Source organism: Paracoccus onubensis, from assembly GCF_003591515.1.
GTDB lineage: Bacteria > Pseudomonadota > Alphaproteobacteria > Rhodobacterales > Rhodobacteraceae > Paracoccus > Paracoccus onubensis.
Genome location: NZ_QZCG01000013.1, coordinates 100,823 through 114,741, shown reverse-complemented (window position 1 = coordinate 114,741; position 13,919 = coordinate 100,823). Strand labels below are relative to the sequence as shown.

The window sequence follows — 13,919 nt, the reverse complement described above, 5'->3', positions numbered from 1 at the left end:
TATTGGCCTTTAGTTGTGCTGCGACAATTTTTACCTGTCATTTTCGGGAATCGGCAGGTATCAACGGCAAGCGCGCTTGATCGGAAGAATGATCGCACCCAGCAGGCAAGGCAAGGGAAACGCCAGATATGAATTACGACGCTGCTCTGGACCGGGCAATTGAACAGCTACACGAGGAAGGACGCTATCGCACCTTTATCGATATCGAGCGTGCGAAGGGTCGGTTCCCTCAGGCGGTCTGGACACGCCCGGACGGAAAGCAGCAGGAGATTACCGTCTGGTGCGGCAATGATTATCTGGGCATGGGTCAACACCCGGTCGTGCTTTCGGCCATGCATGAGGCGATCGATGCTGTCGGCGCCGGCTCGGGGGGCACGCGGAACATCTCGGGCACCACGGTCCATCACAAGCGGCTTGAGGCCGAACTGGCTGATCTTCACAGTAAAGAATCCGCATTGGTGTTTTCCAGCGCCTATATCGCCAATGACGCGACGCTTTCGACGCTGCCCAAGCTGTTCCCCGGCCTGATCATCTATTCCGACGCCCTGAACCATGCCTCGATGATCGAGGGGATCAAGCGCAACGGCGGCGCCAAGCGGATTTTCCGGCATAACGATCTGGTGCATCTGCGCGAGTTGCTGGAGGCTGACGATCCCGCCGCACCCAAGCTGATCGCTTTTGAATCGATCTATTCCATGGATGGCGATTTCGGGCCGATTGCCGAAATCTGCGATCTGGCCGAAGAATTCGGCGCATTGACCTATCTGGATGAAGTTCATGCCGTGGGCATGTATGGCCCGCGCGGTGGCGGCGTGGCCGAACGTGACCGCCTGTCGCATAGAATCGATATCATCAATGGAACGCTGGGCAAGGCATTCGGCGTGTTTGGCGGCTATATCGCGGCGTCGAACCGGATGTGCGATGCCGTACGCTCTTATGCGCCGGGGTTCATCTTCACGACCTCGCTGCCGCCCGCCGTTGCTGCAGGGGCCGCCGCCTCGATCCGCTTCCTCAAGGGGCAGGGCGGACAAGAGCTGCGCGATGCGCAGCAATTGCATGCAAGAATCCTGAAGATGCGCTTGAAATCATTGGGAATGCCGATCATCGACCACGGCAGCCATATCGTGCCAGTCCATGTCGGTCATCCTGTGCATTGCAAGTCTCTGTCGGACATGCTGCTGCGCGATTACAGCATCTATGTGCAGCCGATCAATTTCCCGACCGTTCCGCGCGGGACCGAGCGCCTGCGTTTTACCCCATCGCCAGTGCATGATCCAAAGCAGATCGATCATCTGGTGCGTGCCATGGACGCACTCTGGTCACAATGTGCATTAAATCGCGCTGAATTGAGTGCTTGATGATATCAACTGGTGAACTGCTCTCGCAGCCGTGATAAAATCCCCGTACTTACAAGTGAGTGTCGCAGTGATTCGCGTGACCTAGTAAACGGGAAGAGGCAGAAAGCATGAGCAGACTGCGGGCAGATAGTCCGGCAGATGAAGTTTCGCATATCGAGGAAACCAGTCTTTTCTTCGATGACGATACGCGCTTGGGCGATATCATGCGTGGCGAACGCGCCACGCTGGGTAAATCGCTATTGGATGTACAGCGGGAGCTTCGCATTCGCGCCTCTTATATCGCGGCGATAGAAAACTGTGATATCAGTGCCTTCGATGCACCCAGCTTTATCGCGGGTTATGTTCGGTCCTATGCGCGCTACCTGCATATGGATACCGACTGGACCTTCCGCCGGTTCTGTCTCGAATCGGGCTTCCAGCCGACTCATGGCATGGCTCCGGCTGCATCAGGTCCCAAGCCCGCGCGCAGGCCATCCGATCCGGCCGAGGCACTGGCGAATCCGCATGCGCTTTTCATCCCTCAGCGGCAAAGCTTCTGGTCCGAGGTCGAGCCAAAGGCCATCGGCTCGATTCTGGTTCTGGCCGTACTTGTCTGTGGGCTTGCCTATGGCGGTTGGACCGCGTTGCAGGAAATTCAAAGGGTGACGCTTGCGCCGGGGGATGACGCCCCGGAGATTTCGGTAGAACTGGATCCGACACAGAGCGCAAGCCTGCCCGGTTCGGAGATGACGGCAGAGGAAGCCGGCACTCTGGTCAGCAATCTGCCCAAGCCAGAGGCGCTTGATCGCGTCTATCGCCCGCAAATCCTGGAAGCGCCTGTCCTGAATTCCCGGGATGGGCCGATCGCCTCGATCGATCCCAACCTGTCCGACATCGTTGAAGCGGCTTCCATTTCTTCATCTGCCGTTTCCGAGACACAGGTTAGTCCGGTGCAAACTTCTGGCGCAAACACGGTGCTGGCGCAGGCCATGCAATATGGCCCGCAAATGCCGGATGAACAGATCGCGGTCCGGACCGTCGCACCGGATGCGCCCGAGTTGCAATTGCTGGCCTCGCGCCCGGCATGGGTTCGTGTGACCTCGGCCGATGGAACAGTATTGCTGGAAAAAATCATGGATGCGGGCGAGCGGTTCACCCTGCCCAAACTCGAAGAGGCTCCGACTCTGCGGACGGGTAATTCCGGCGCGGTTTATTTCGCGGTGAGTGGCCGGACCTATGGGCCGGCGGCGCCGGGGCCGCAGGTGGTCAAGAATATCGAATTGTCACCCGCAAATCTGACATCGAGATATTCGGTTGCCGATCTCAAAGCCGATCCCGAGCTTGCCGAAATGATGGCCGTCGCGCAGGCCGATACCGGCGATGACCCGCAAGGCTCTGCGGTGACCGAGTAAGGTTTTCCCGGTCACCTGATTCTTTCCCGATGGTTTTTACATGAGGGGGCGCGTTGGAATCACGCGCCCCAACTGCGTTCCAGCAGTGAGATCCAGTTCTCGCTGGCGATTTTCGTGATCAGATCATTTCCGTAGCCGTGCGGTTCCATCGCTCGCAGAAGATTCGGCAGCGCGGCCGCATCGGCCAGGTCACGCGGCATCAATGCTCCGTCGAAATCCGAGCCAAGGGCAACTCCGTCTTCTCCCAGAATTTCCAGAAGATGATCCAGATGCCGAAGCATCACATCAAGTTCCTCCAGCGGAAAACGCTTGCCATCGGGGCGCAGGAAGCTTGATGCGTAATTCAGCCCAACCAGCCCCTTGCTATCGGCGATCACCTCCAACTGCCGGTCAGTCAGGTTGCGGGCGCTTTCGCAGATGGCGTGGACGCAGCTATGACTGGCAACAAGCGGAGCATCGGATAGCGCGGCGATATCGTTGAACCCAGCTTCGTTCAGGTGCGACAGGTCCAGCATGATCCGCAACTGGTTGCATTCACGCACCAACGCCCGTCCCGCATCCGTAAGCCCCGGACCCGTATCGGGCGAGGATGGAAAAGCGAAAGGCACTCCGTGGCCATAGGCCGTGGGCCGCGACCATACCGGCCCGAGAGAGCGCAGGCCCGCCGCGTGCCACAGATGCAGCGCATCCATGTCGCGGATCGCTTCGGCCCCTTCCATATGCATGATCGCGGCGATACGCCCCTCTGCCACGCTTTGGCGCAGCCCGGCGGCCGAGGTCACGACGTCCAGCGTGCCCGTCCGTTCCAATGCGCGCAGAGCGGCGGCTTGCTGGAAGGCATGTGGCAGGGCGCGATCATGCGGGATCTCATCGGGCAACGGCATCGCGAAGGGCGGGTTCTGCATCAGCCTTATTGCCTCGTCGTCATTGGGTCCGTTCGGCGAGGGCACCCACATCGCAAAGAAGCCACCGATCATTCCGCCTGCCTTCATGCGCGGCAAGTCCAGATGACCAGTGCCATCTCCCTCCAGCCAAACCTGGGAGCCATTCGCTCCCGCCGCGACGACGCGCTGGATGAAATCGTTATGGCCGTCGAAAACCGGGATCATCGCCTGCTCCTTTATCATGTTGTCGCCAGAACCATGCACATTCCGGCTTTGCTCGGCAATGGCCGGGACGGAAGTCTTGCGCGGGACAAAATTCCGCCTAGGCTGAAAGCAAGCGCATAGCCAGAAGGAAGTCAGCCATGCCCGATAACCGCCCCGATTTCGACGGACAGACCGTGATCTGCACATTCGAGGTCACACCCGGAACTGCCCATGACGTGCTTGAAATGCTGACCGAGGCCTGGGATCAGATCATCAGTCGTCAACCGGGATTCGTGTCGGGGGCGATTCATCTGAACGACGCCCAGACCCGGATCGCCACTTATTCGCAATGGCGGGATCGTAAGGATTATCAGGCAATGCTGCGGACGGATGAGATGCGCCGCCGCAACCGGGATATTCATACCATGTGCAAAAGCTTCGAGCCGGTGATGTACGAGCTGCAATCGGTGTTTCACGCGTGATGCTGCACCTGCAAAAACCCCGTGCAATCCATTGGGGCGGCGGCTAACCTGTCATCGACACAGGGCGAGGGAGCTTCGATGTCAGGCAGGATCATCACCGTGGCCCAGCAAAAGGGCGGCTCGGGCAAGACCACCTTGGCGGTCAATCTGGCGATATGCCTGCACAGGCTGGGATATTCGGTCGCCCTGATCGATACTGATCCGCAGGGCAGCATGGGCCGCTGGTTCATCGAACGGATGCAGGCGCAGGGCGAGGATGAGGCATTGGATTTCTCGACCTCATCGGCCTGGGGGGCCAGCTATGAATCGGAAAAGCTGAAAAAACGCTTTGATTACGTCATTGTCGATACACCGCCCAAGATTGACAGCGATCTGCGTCCGGCGCTGCGGGTTGCCGATCTGGTCATCGTTCCGGTTGCGACCAGCCATGTCGATTTGTGGGCCACTGAGGGGGTGCTTGATCTGGCTCGGCGCGAGAAATCTCCGGTGCTGGTGGTGCTGAACCGGGTCCGGCCGAATACGCGACTTTCGGCCGAGGTGGCCGGGAAGGCCGCCGATATGGGTGCGGCCGTGGCGGATACGCAAATCTCCAACCGGGTCGCCTATGCCGAAACACTGGGATTGGGGCTGGGCGTGGCCGAGCGTAACCGAAACGGTCCGGCCCGAGACGAGATAACGGCACTCACCGACGAGATTCTGGCGGTAATGGACAGCACCGAATAGCGAGGGGCATGGTCAGGAAATCAACGTTCCCACCCATTCCGGCACGGTCCGGCTGGCAGGGCCGATGATGTGACGTGAAAAATCCCGGCTATTCGCGCTATTCTCAAGGTTCAGTTCGATGCATTCCGCCCCGTTGCGCGCGGCATGCTGTGCGAAGCCTGCTGCCGGATAGACATTGCCAGAGGTGCCGATCGCGGCGAACAGTTCGGCCTCTTCCAGCGCCTGCCAGATCTGCGGCATGTGATAGGGGATTTCCCCGAACCAGACGATATCGGGGCGGGTGGCCGTTGCGCCGCAACCGGGGCAGAGATCTTCGGGCTGCATGACGTCCGGCGCTGGCCAGCGATATTCGCAGGCCGCGCAGAGCGCGCTGTTCAATGCGCCATGCATATGGATGACCGAGGGACTGCCGCCGCGTTCGTGCAGGTCATCCACGTTCTGAGTGATCAGCGTAAGATCCTGTGCCCGGGCAAGCTCCGCCAGTGCAAGATGTGCAGGATTGGGCCGTGCTTCGGCGGCCTTCTGGCGGCGCATATTGTAGAACTCGTGCACCAGGGCAGGATTGCGGGAAAGGGCGTCGGGTGTGGCGATATCCTCGATCCGATGGTTTTCCCACAGCCCGTCAGAGGCCCGAAAGGTCGCCAATCCGCTTTCGGCCGAAATGCCCGCGCCGGTCAGAATGACAATACGCATGCTGCGTGGAATGGCTTAGCTGCAATATGCGGCGGCGGTATCGGCAAAATTCGTATAACGAGACCAGAAGGCGCTATCCGAATTGCTGTTCGATGTCTGCGCTTCCTGCGCCTGATGCGGGTCGTGGAAAAATTTGGCTGCGCGCCGCTGATCCGAACGTGACAAGGTCTGATCGGCAACTTGCTGGATGCACCCGCATAGCGGGGCATTCCCCTGCGCACGGTCGGAGCGGATGCAGGCATTGTCGATCGGGCCGGCCATCGCCAGCGGAGCGGTCAGCATAAGCGTAGCTGCCGCAATGATGATGCGGTTGAACATGAACTGTCTCCTCGGTTTCCTCTGCCTCGGGCGCCGGTGGACCGGCTTGTTTGCCCTTATATACACAAAATATAGCAAAAACGTGAGTTCGAGACAATCTGTTACGCGTATCAGTGGGTAGCGGGAAACGGCTTCATCCCATCAATATCTTGTAGAAAAATCGTTCCTTCAACGCATTACCTGAAAGACGATTCGCATGGGGCCGGTTTGACAACTGCGGGATGACGTGATCTCGGTCATCTGACCGTGAACAGGTGCGAGATGAGCGATAATTTCCGGGCCGCATTGCTGATGATCCTGTCCATGGCGCTTTTCGCGCTTGAAGATGCATTCATCAAACTGCTGACCCTGCATTTGCCGATTTCCCAAATTCTGATGACAAGCGGGTTCCTGGGGGCTCTGTTGTTCGGTCTGCGGATGGCCCGGCGGGGGCAGCGCCTGTGGTCGCGTGCGCTTTTGCGGCCCGTGTTCGTCATCCGCAACCTGGGAGAGGCCATTGGCGCGGTTGGTTTCGTTGCAGCGCTCGCTTTGGGGGAAATGGCGACGGCTGCCGCGATATTACAGCTATTGCCATTGACCATCATGATGGGGGCGGCGCTGTTCCTTGGCGAGAAGGTCGGCTGGCGCAGGTGGATTTCGGTGGCGATGGGCTTTGCGGGGATGCTTCTGATTCTGCGCCCGGGAACTGAAGCGTTCCAGTCTGCTGCGCTTTGGGCATTGCTGAGCGTCGCCGCCCTGACCATGCGCGATCTTGCCACGCGCCGGATCGCGGCCGAGATTCCATCGGATCTTCTATCGGCGGCGGCATATGCGTCGATTGTTCCCGCAGGTTTTCTGCTGGCCGTGACCGCTGGGCAGGCGCCGGTTAATCCAGGCATAGCAGATTGGGCTTATCTGGCCGGAATGGTGCTGTTCGGCGTCTTTGGCTATTCCGCACTGGTGACGTCCACGCGGATCGGAGAGGCCGCGGCCGTCGCGCCATTCCGATATTCGCGCCTTGCCTTTGCCCTGATCGTCGCGGTCGTGTTCTTTTCCGAGCGTCCGGATGCACCGACCCTGATCGGAGCGGCTCTGATCGCGGCCTCGGGATGCTATGCGATGTGGCGGGAGGCGCGGTTACGGGAAGCCTCGCCGCAGCCGCCCGACGGGATGGTCAGGCGAGGCGAGCCCTGAATGCATAATGCCTCTTTCCGAGGCGCGCGCGGCCTTGTATAGCCTCGCCATGACCGAGTTGTCCCATATCCGCAATTTCTCGATCGTGGCACATATTGACCACGGTAAATCCACCTTGGCGGACCGGCTGATCCAGCTGACCGGCACTGTCGCAGAACGTGACATGAAAGCCCAGCTTCTGGACGCCATGGATATCGAGCGGGAGCGCGGTATCACCATCAAGGCGAATACCGTACGGATCTCTTATCCGGCGCAGGATGGGAATACCTATATCCTGAATCTGATCGATACGCCGGGTCACGTGGATTTCGCCTATGAGGTCAGCCGCAGCATGCGCGCGGTCGAAGGCTCGCTGCTGGTGGTGGACGCCACGCAGGGGGTCGAGGCGCAGACCCTGGCCAATGTCTATCAGGCTATCGACGCGGATCACGAGATCGTCCCGGTTCTGAACAAGATCGATCTTCCTGCGGCCGAGCCCGAGCGCGTCAAGGAGCAGATCGAGGATGTGATTGGCATCGACGCCTCCGAGGCCGTGCCGATTTCCGCCAAGACCGGTCTGGGAATCCCGGATGTGCTTGAGGCTATCGTGCAGCGCTTGCCCGCGCCCACGGGCGACCGTGATGCGCCCCTGAAAGCGATGCTGGTCGATAGCTGGTATGACGCCTATCTGGGCGTCGTAGTGATGATCCGGGTCATGGACGGCGTTATCCGCAAGGGCGATCAGGTCAAGATGATGCAGACCGGCGCAAGTTACCGGCTGGACAAACTGGCGGTGCTGACGCCTGCCATGCGCGATATTGCGGAACTGGGTCCCGGCGAGATTGGCGTGTTCACGGCCTCGATCAAGCAGGTGCGCGATACGCGTGTGGGCGATACGATCACCCATGAGAAAAAACCGACCGACAAGCCATTGCCGGGCTTCAAACCGGCGCAGCCGGTGGTATTCTGCGGTCTCTTCCCCGTGGATGCCAATGATTTCGAGGCGCTGCGCGACGCGATCGAGAAGCTGGCCCTGAATGACGCCAGCTTCAGTTCCGAAATGGAAACCTCGGCCGCGCTTGGTTTCGGATTCCGCTGCGGTTTCCTTGGCTTGCTGCATCTGGAAGTGATCCGCGACCGGCTGGAACGGGAATATGACCTTGATCTGATCACTACTGCACCCAGCGTGGTTTTCCGCCTGCATATGCGCGACGGAGAAGTGCGGGAACTGCACAACCCCGCCGACATGCCGGACCTGACACTGGTCGATCACATCGAAGAGCCACGCATCAAGGCGACGATCATGGTGCCGGACGAATATCTGGGCGACGTGCTGAAACTGTGCCAGGACCGGCGGGGAATTCAGCTCGATCTGACCTATGCCGGCAGCCGGGCGATGGCGGTCTATGACCTGCCGCTGGCCGAGGTGGTCTTCGATTTCTACGACCGCCTGAAATCCGTGACCAAGGGCTATGCCAGCTTTGACTACCAGATCAGCGAATATCGCGAGGATAATCTGGTCAAGATGACGATTCTGGTGAATGACGAGCCGGTGGATGCTCTGGCGATCATGGTGCATCGCGACCGGGCAGAAAGCCGTGGCCGCGTAATGGTCGAGAAGCTGAAAGAGCTGATCCCACGCCATATGTTCAAGATCCCGATTCAAGCCGCCATCGGGGGGCGGGTGATCGCGCGTGAAACATTATCTGCCATGCGCAAGGACGTTACTGCGAAATGCTATGGCGGCGATGCGACGCGGAAGAAGAAGCTTCTGGAGAAGCAGAAGGCCGGCAAGAAGAAAATGCGGCAGTTCGGCAAGGTCGAGATTCCTCAAACGGCCTTTATCCAGGCGTTGAAGATGGATAACTGACGGCCGGGTTACAGGGATTGCCAATTGAAACGGGCGGAGCAGCTTTCTGCTCCGCCCGTTTCAATTGCGGTCATGGCCTCAAATCGGGCCAACAAAGATATCATCAGGGTCCGACGACACGGCATTCCTGCTGCTTGGCCTGAAGCTGTTCGCAGGTCAGTTGCGCATCGGCCAGGGTCAGATTCGCGAAGCTGGGCTGGAAACCGCGATTGGTATCCGCGACATGGCGCGCTGCCCCGGAAAGCACGTCACCTTGTCTCAGGGCGATCTCCATCACAAGCCGATCTGCTTCGGCTTTGGAACGATACATGCCCAGAACGATGCCGTAATTGCGACCGCTATTTTCCTTGCGGCTGACGATTTCGACCGCCTCGGGCGAAGAAATGTCGCCTTCACCCATTGCCGCCACAATCACGGTTTCCGAACGCGGCTCGGGCGGGGTTGACGCGACGAGCGACATGGAACCCGAATTGCCAAGATCTGCTGGTTCCGCTTCCGCCGTGACGGTTGCCGTGCTGGGATTGCCCGCATCGTTGGCTGCAGGGGCCGCTGCAACCGCGCGAGAGCGAGGGGAAGGAACGGGCCGGGACGATACCGCCAGGACAGGTTCGGCAAGATCGGATTCTGCAGTCGCATCGGATTTGGTCGAGGCCGCAGCCATCCGTACCGCGTCATCGATTGCGTTTGCTTCGGCTGCGGGGCGAATCCGGGGCCTGGTGCTTGCATTAAGGGCGAGTTGGCCATTCGACGGCATTGCGGCTGCCTGCGGCTGAGGAGCCGGCGGGGCAGCGACTGCCACGCGTTCCGAAGGTTGCGGCGGGGCGGAACTGTTCAGTGTCAGCCGCTGGGTCTGCGGGCTGGTCGCTGCGGGCGACGGCTCGACCTGGGCACGCCGGACGATCCGGGTGGTCAATGTCGGCGGTGGCCCCGGCCGCACCTCGCGGACGCGGGTGGGAACCCGTGTGAAGCTTGAATCCAGGAGCTGGGCCATGACCTGATTGCGCTGCGCGGTCGAGGTTCCCCCGAAGACTGTTGCGATCAGCCGCTTGTTGCCATGCTTGGCCGAGGCGGTCAGGTTGAAACCCGCTGCTCTGGTATAGCCGGTCTTGATGCCGTCGGCGCCCGCGTAATCGTCAAGAAAACGCTTGTTCGTCTGGGAAACCGTCGCAATCCCCGCATCTGCGGAACGGCGTGAGAACAGATTGTAATATTGCGGGAAATCATAGAACAGCCGCCGGCCCAGAACTGACATGTCATGTGCGGTCGAATAATGCCCGTCCTGCGTCAGCCCGTTGGCGTTGCGAAACTGCGTGTTGTTCATACCCAAGGCGCGTGCCATCTGCGTCATTTGCTGGGCAAAGGCGTCTTCGGAGCCTGCCAGCCCTTCGCCGATAGCCGTCGCGGCATCATTGGCGGACTTGATCGCCGCCGCACGGATCAGGTAGCGCAGTTCGATCTGCTGCCCCGCCCGAAGCCCCAGCTTTGAAGGGGGTTCGGCCGCGGCATTCGACGAGACGGTGAACTTGCTGTCCAACCGGACCTGTCCCCGTTCAACGGCCAGGAAAGCCAGATACAGGGTCATCATCTTCGTCAGTGATGCGGGATGAAGTTTTGTATCCGCGTTCTGTGTGTAGATGGGCTTGCCTGTGCGCGCATCCATCACATAGGCCGCAAAAGGCGCTGCCGACGCCGTCACGGGAACCATGACGGCCAACAGGATTATTGCCCACAGCCGGGCTGTCAGGAGATTTCGGGTCACTGTCTCATCTGCCTCATTTCGACGCATCGTTTATTGCGCGCCATTTGTTAATTATCCCTTTATAGCACGACCGGATTATTCAGGAAACAGAGGATTTGACTTATTTTATTACGGTTGCCCGGGCTGGGAGCATCGATTCCGAAACTCGCGGAAGTTTTCCCTGTGCTGCGCGGCGAGGGGCTTTCATCCGGGTGGGATTTGACTATATCTTAGCCGGGCAGGGACGGCTCGGGGGTCTGCCCGGACGGCCCGTAAAACCGCGAAAGGCCAGAAACCTACAGCCATGACGCATTGGATGACCGAACCGAATGGCCCGGATGACCAGTCCGATCTGGTGGTGAAGCCGCGCGCGAAATCGCAGCGACCGCCGATGTACAAGGTCCTGATGCTGAATGACGACTTTACGCCGATGGAATTCGTCGTTCACGTGCTGGAGCGGCTTTTCGGCATGAGCCATGCCCAGGCAATCGAAATCATGCTGACGGTTCACCGCAAGGGCGTGGCTGTTGTCGGCGTCTTTTCGCATGAGGTTGCCGAAACCAAGGTCGCGCAGGTAATGGAACTTGCGCGGCGCCAGCAGCACCCACTGCAATGCACCATGGAAAAAGAGTAAGCAGATTGACCGCATCACGATTGCAACTGGCCTTTCCGGATGGTCATCCCGGGGGCGAGGTTCTGGTTTTCGGAGCTGGCGGTGCCGATGACCTTTCGCCGCTTGACCCCGAACGGACCGTCATCCGGCAGGGAATGTTTCCCGATTACTCGGCGCTTGTAAACCGCGGTTACAAGGCTGCGCCCGAGATCGAGGGGCAGTTCGGCACGGCCATCGTATTTCTACCTCGCTCCAAACCTGCTGCACGGGCGGATATCGTCTCTGCGGCAGATCGGCTGGAGCCGGGCGGGGTGTTGTGGGTCAATGGGCAGAAAACCGACGGCATCGATGCGATCCTGAAGGAAATGCGTGAAATCCATGCCATCGATGAGGTTCACAGCAAGGCACATGGCAAGATTTTTCGTGTCACGCCTTCGGGCGGAAACTGGCTGCCTGCGGAATGGGAATCCCGCTCGACCATGATCGCGCCGGGTTTCGTGACCCGACCGGGGGTGTTTTCGGCAGATGGGATCGATCCCGGCTCGGCGCTGCTGGCCCGCTGCCTGCCCGAGCGTCTGCCGACCCGTCTGATCGATCTGGGGGCGGCATGGGGGTGGCTTGCCGCGCAGGCACTGAAGCATCCGGGAGTCGAAATGATTCATCTGGTCGAGGCTAGTTACCCGGCGCTTGAATCCGCCCGGGAGAATATCAGCGATAGCCGTGCAAGATTCCACTGGGCGGACGCAAGGGATTTCCGTCTGCCCGAGCCGGTCAATGGTATCGTCATGAACCCTCCCTTTCATGAGGGCCGCGCCGCCAGTCCTGCGCTGGGCACGGAATTTATCGCTGCTGCGGCGCAACTGCTGACCGGCGCAGGTCGGCTATGGATGGTCGCCAACCGGCATTTGCCTTATGAAACGGTGCTGCGTGGGCATTTCGCCAAGGTGGCAGAGATCGGCGGAGACAATCGATACAAGGTTTTCGAGGCCAGCGGGGCTGGCCGTGGCGGTCATCGCCAAAGGGGACGGCAATGATTTCGATTCAGGGAAAGACCGCAATCGTGACGGGTGCCGGCCGCGGCATCGGATTGGCGGTCGCCAAACATTTCGTCGAGCGCGGCGCCAATGTCATGTTTGCCGATGCGGACGAGGATGTGCTGCAATCTCAGACCCAGGATTATGACACCGAAACCGGCCCGGTCCGCTATTTCGCAGGCGCGCTTTCCGAGCGGCTGGCGCTGGCCAATCTGTTATCTGCGACACTGGATGCATTCGATCGGGTGGATATTCTGGTGAATGCCCATCGTCTGGTCAAAAGCTCGGATCCGCTGGATACGGATGCGGGCGTGCTCGAGGACATGCTGCGTCAGAACATGATTGCCGTGCTGCGCCTGTCGCAAATGGTCGGAAAGCGGATGATCAAACAGGCCGAGGGGCAGGACGGCGTGACCCAGGCGGGCGCCATCGTGAATATCTCGACTCTGGCCGCGACCCGTCCTGTTCCGGCGATGCTGGGTTATTCCATCGCCTGTGCGGCGCAGGAACAGGCGACGCGCGGATTGGCGCTGGTGCTTGCTCCGCATAAGATTCGTGTCAATGGCGTCAGTTTCAGCAGCGTCATGTCGCATGAACTTCAATGCGCATTGAAGGAAGACGGGGCACTTCGCGGTCAGATTATCGCCGGAACCCCGCTTGGTCGCATTGCCGGCGCGGAAGAGGTCGCCGACACCGTGTTTTATCTGGCAAGTGAAGGATCGCGCTTCGTGACCGGCCAGATCGTCGCCGTCGATGGTGGGCGTTGTCTGGCCGATCCGGTTACGACCCAGATCCTGTAAGTTGCGCCGCGATCCGCCGGCAGCCGGGTTACTGTCTGGGCAGGCCAAGACCGCCAAAGCGTAGATCGCTGAGCGATGACGGAATCACGCGGGTATATTTGGTGCCATCGATCGCTGCGCCTGCAATAAGTCCGGACTGTCCGAAGATGACGGCGACGACGGGATATTGAGCCGTGACCGTGTCTGCGCCCACCGCCATGCCGCCCGATGGAAGAGCATAATAGGCATTCGCCCCGGCCACCCAGCCCGGAGCGGCACGGAACGCCGCGAGCGCGGCATCCGACTGGAAGATCAGGACATGCGCGAATTGCTGTGCGCCAAGCTGAAAGCCGACACTGGCTCGGGTGGCGGAATAGTAATCCACCGTCGCCCCGCCGATCCGCAGCGCGCCCTGACCATAGGCCCCGCCGACCCCGACCGCCGCTTCGGTCATCAGGGGCATATACAGCACGCCCTTGGCGTTCTCTACCAGAGTTGCGGCACTGGGATAGTTCTGCATCAGGTATTGGTGGGTCTGATCGACGCGTGCGTCCAGCCGGGCAGAGCCATTGGTTCCAACCGCGTTCGTGCATCCCGCCATTGCCAATGCCGCGCCCCCTGCGACCAAGACATTGCGCCGGTTCATCATTCCGAAACTGCTCATTTTTCCATCGCCTCGC

Annotated in this window: 14 protein-coding genes; 9 read left to right on the top strand and 5 right to left on the bottom strand. The window is 60.0% G+C overall.

Translation table 11 applies throughout. The annotated features are described in order from the left end of the window. The first annotated feature begins 128 nt into the window (after positions 1 to 128). Positions 129 to 1,358, top strand: a complete 1,230-nt coding sequence (hemA, locus tag D3P04_RS18070) for a 5-aminolevulinate synthase (RefSeq protein WP_119751258.1) — start codon at positions 129 to 131, stop codon at positions 1,356 to 1,358. 107 nt (positions 1,359 to 1,465) lie between these two features. After that, a complete protein-coding gene (locus D3P04_RS18065) occupies positions 1,466 to 2,749 on the top strand; it encodes a helix-turn-helix domain-containing protein (protein ID WP_119751257.1) in 1,284 nt (427 codons plus the stop codon). 59 nt (positions 2,750 to 2,808) lie between these two features. Here the strand turns inward: D3P04_RS18065 and D3P04_RS18060 are convergent, their stop codons facing one another. Next, positions 2,809 to 3,858, bottom strand: a complete 1,050-nt coding sequence (locus tag D3P04_RS18060) for a dipeptidase (RefSeq protein WP_119751256.1) — start codon at positions 3,856 to 3,858, stop codon at positions 2,809 to 2,811. Between the two features lie 137 nt (positions 3,859 to 3,995). Between D3P04_RS18060 and D3P04_RS18055 the strand changes: the two genes are divergently transcribed. Continuing rightward, complete coding sequence (locus D3P04_RS18055; RefSeq protein WP_119751255.1) at positions 3,996 to 4,319, top strand: antibiotic biosynthesis monooxygenase family protein; 324 nt, start codon at positions 3,996 to 3,998, stop codon at positions 4,317 to 4,319. 78 nt (positions 4,320 to 4,397) lie between these two features. Next, positions 4,398 to 5,042, top strand: coding sequence for a ParA family partition ATPase (parA, locus tag D3P04_RS18050; protein ID WP_119751254.1), 645 nt, complete (start codon positions 4,398 to 4,400; stop codon positions 5,040 to 5,042). A 12-nt stretch (positions 5,043 to 5,054) separates the two neighbouring features. Here the strand turns inward: parA and D3P04_RS18045 are convergent, their stop codons facing one another. After that, positions 5,055 to 5,735 carry an NAD-dependent deacylase gene (locus D3P04_RS18045; protein WP_119751253.1) on the bottom strand — a complete coding sequence of 227 codons (681 nt, stop codon included), beginning with the start codon at positions 5,733 to 5,735 and terminating at the stop codon, positions 5,055 to 5,057. 15 nt (positions 5,736 to 5,750) lie between these two features. Continuing rightward, positions 5,751 to 6,053, bottom strand: a complete 303-nt coding sequence (locus D3P04_RS18040; protein ID WP_119751252.1) for a hypothetical protein — start codon at positions 6,051 to 6,053, stop codon at positions 5,751 to 5,753. A gap of 261 nt (positions 6,054 to 6,314) precedes the next feature. On the opposite strand from D3P04_RS18040, the gene D3P04_RS18035 reads away from it, so the two are divergent. Together D3P04_RS18035 and lepA are read left to right on the top strand one after the other, a co-directional pair. Further along, positions 6,315 to 7,226 carry a DMT family transporter gene (locus D3P04_RS18035; RefSeq protein WP_119751251.1) on the top strand — a complete coding sequence of 304 codons (912 nt, stop codon included), beginning with the start codon at positions 6,315 to 6,317 and terminating at the stop codon, positions 7,224 to 7,226. Positions 7,227 to 7,275: 49 nt separating this feature from the next. After that, a complete protein-coding gene (gene lepA / locus D3P04_RS18030; protein ID WP_119751317.1) occupies positions 7,276 to 9,075 on the top strand; it encodes a translation elongation factor 4 in 1,800 nt (599 codons plus the stop codon). A gap of 103 nt (positions 9,076 to 9,178) precedes the next feature. Here the strand turns inward: lepA and D3P04_RS18025 are convergent, their stop codons facing one another. Next, positions 9,179 to 10,834 (bottom strand): D-alanyl-D-alanine carboxypeptidase family protein, encoded by a 1,656-nt coding sequence (locus tag D3P04_RS18025; protein WP_333473105.1) that lies wholly within the window; start codon positions 10,832 to 10,834, stop codon positions 9,179 to 9,181. A 295-nt stretch (positions 10,835 to 11,129) separates the two neighbouring features. On the opposite strand from D3P04_RS18025, the gene clpS reads away from it, so the two are divergent. The 3 genes from clpS to D3P04_RS18010 are packed head-to-tail and all read left to right on the top strand — an operon-like array spanning position 11,130 to position 13,260. Next, complete coding sequence (gene clpS / locus D3P04_RS18020) at positions 11,130 to 11,447, top strand: ATP-dependent Clp protease adapter ClpS (protein ID WP_119751315.1); 318 nt, start codon at positions 11,130 to 11,132, stop codon at positions 11,445 to 11,447. A 5-nt stretch (positions 11,448 to 11,452) separates the two neighbouring features. Next, positions 11,453 to 12,460 carry a class I SAM-dependent methyltransferase gene (locus tag D3P04_RS18015; protein WP_119751250.1) on the top strand — a complete coding sequence of 336 codons (1,008 nt, stop codon included), beginning with the start codon at positions 11,453 to 11,455 and terminating at the stop codon, positions 12,458 to 12,460. Further along, complete coding sequence (locus D3P04_RS18010) at positions 12,457 to 13,260, top strand: SDR family NAD(P)-dependent oxidoreductase (protein ID WP_119751249.1); 804 nt, start codon at positions 12,457 to 12,459, stop codon at positions 13,258 to 13,260. The genes D3P04_RS18015 and D3P04_RS18010 overlap by 4 nt, the downstream gene beginning before the upstream one ends. Before the next feature lie 28 nt (positions 13,261 to 13,288). On the opposite strand, the gene D3P04_RS18005 is transcribed toward D3P04_RS18010, so the two are convergent. After that, a complete protein-coding gene (locus D3P04_RS18005) occupies positions 13,289 to 13,903 on the bottom strand; it encodes a lipid-binding SYLF domain-containing protein (RefSeq protein WP_232845075.1) in 615 nt (204 codons plus the stop codon). Between the last annotated feature and the right edge of the window lie 16 nt (positions 13,904 to 13,919).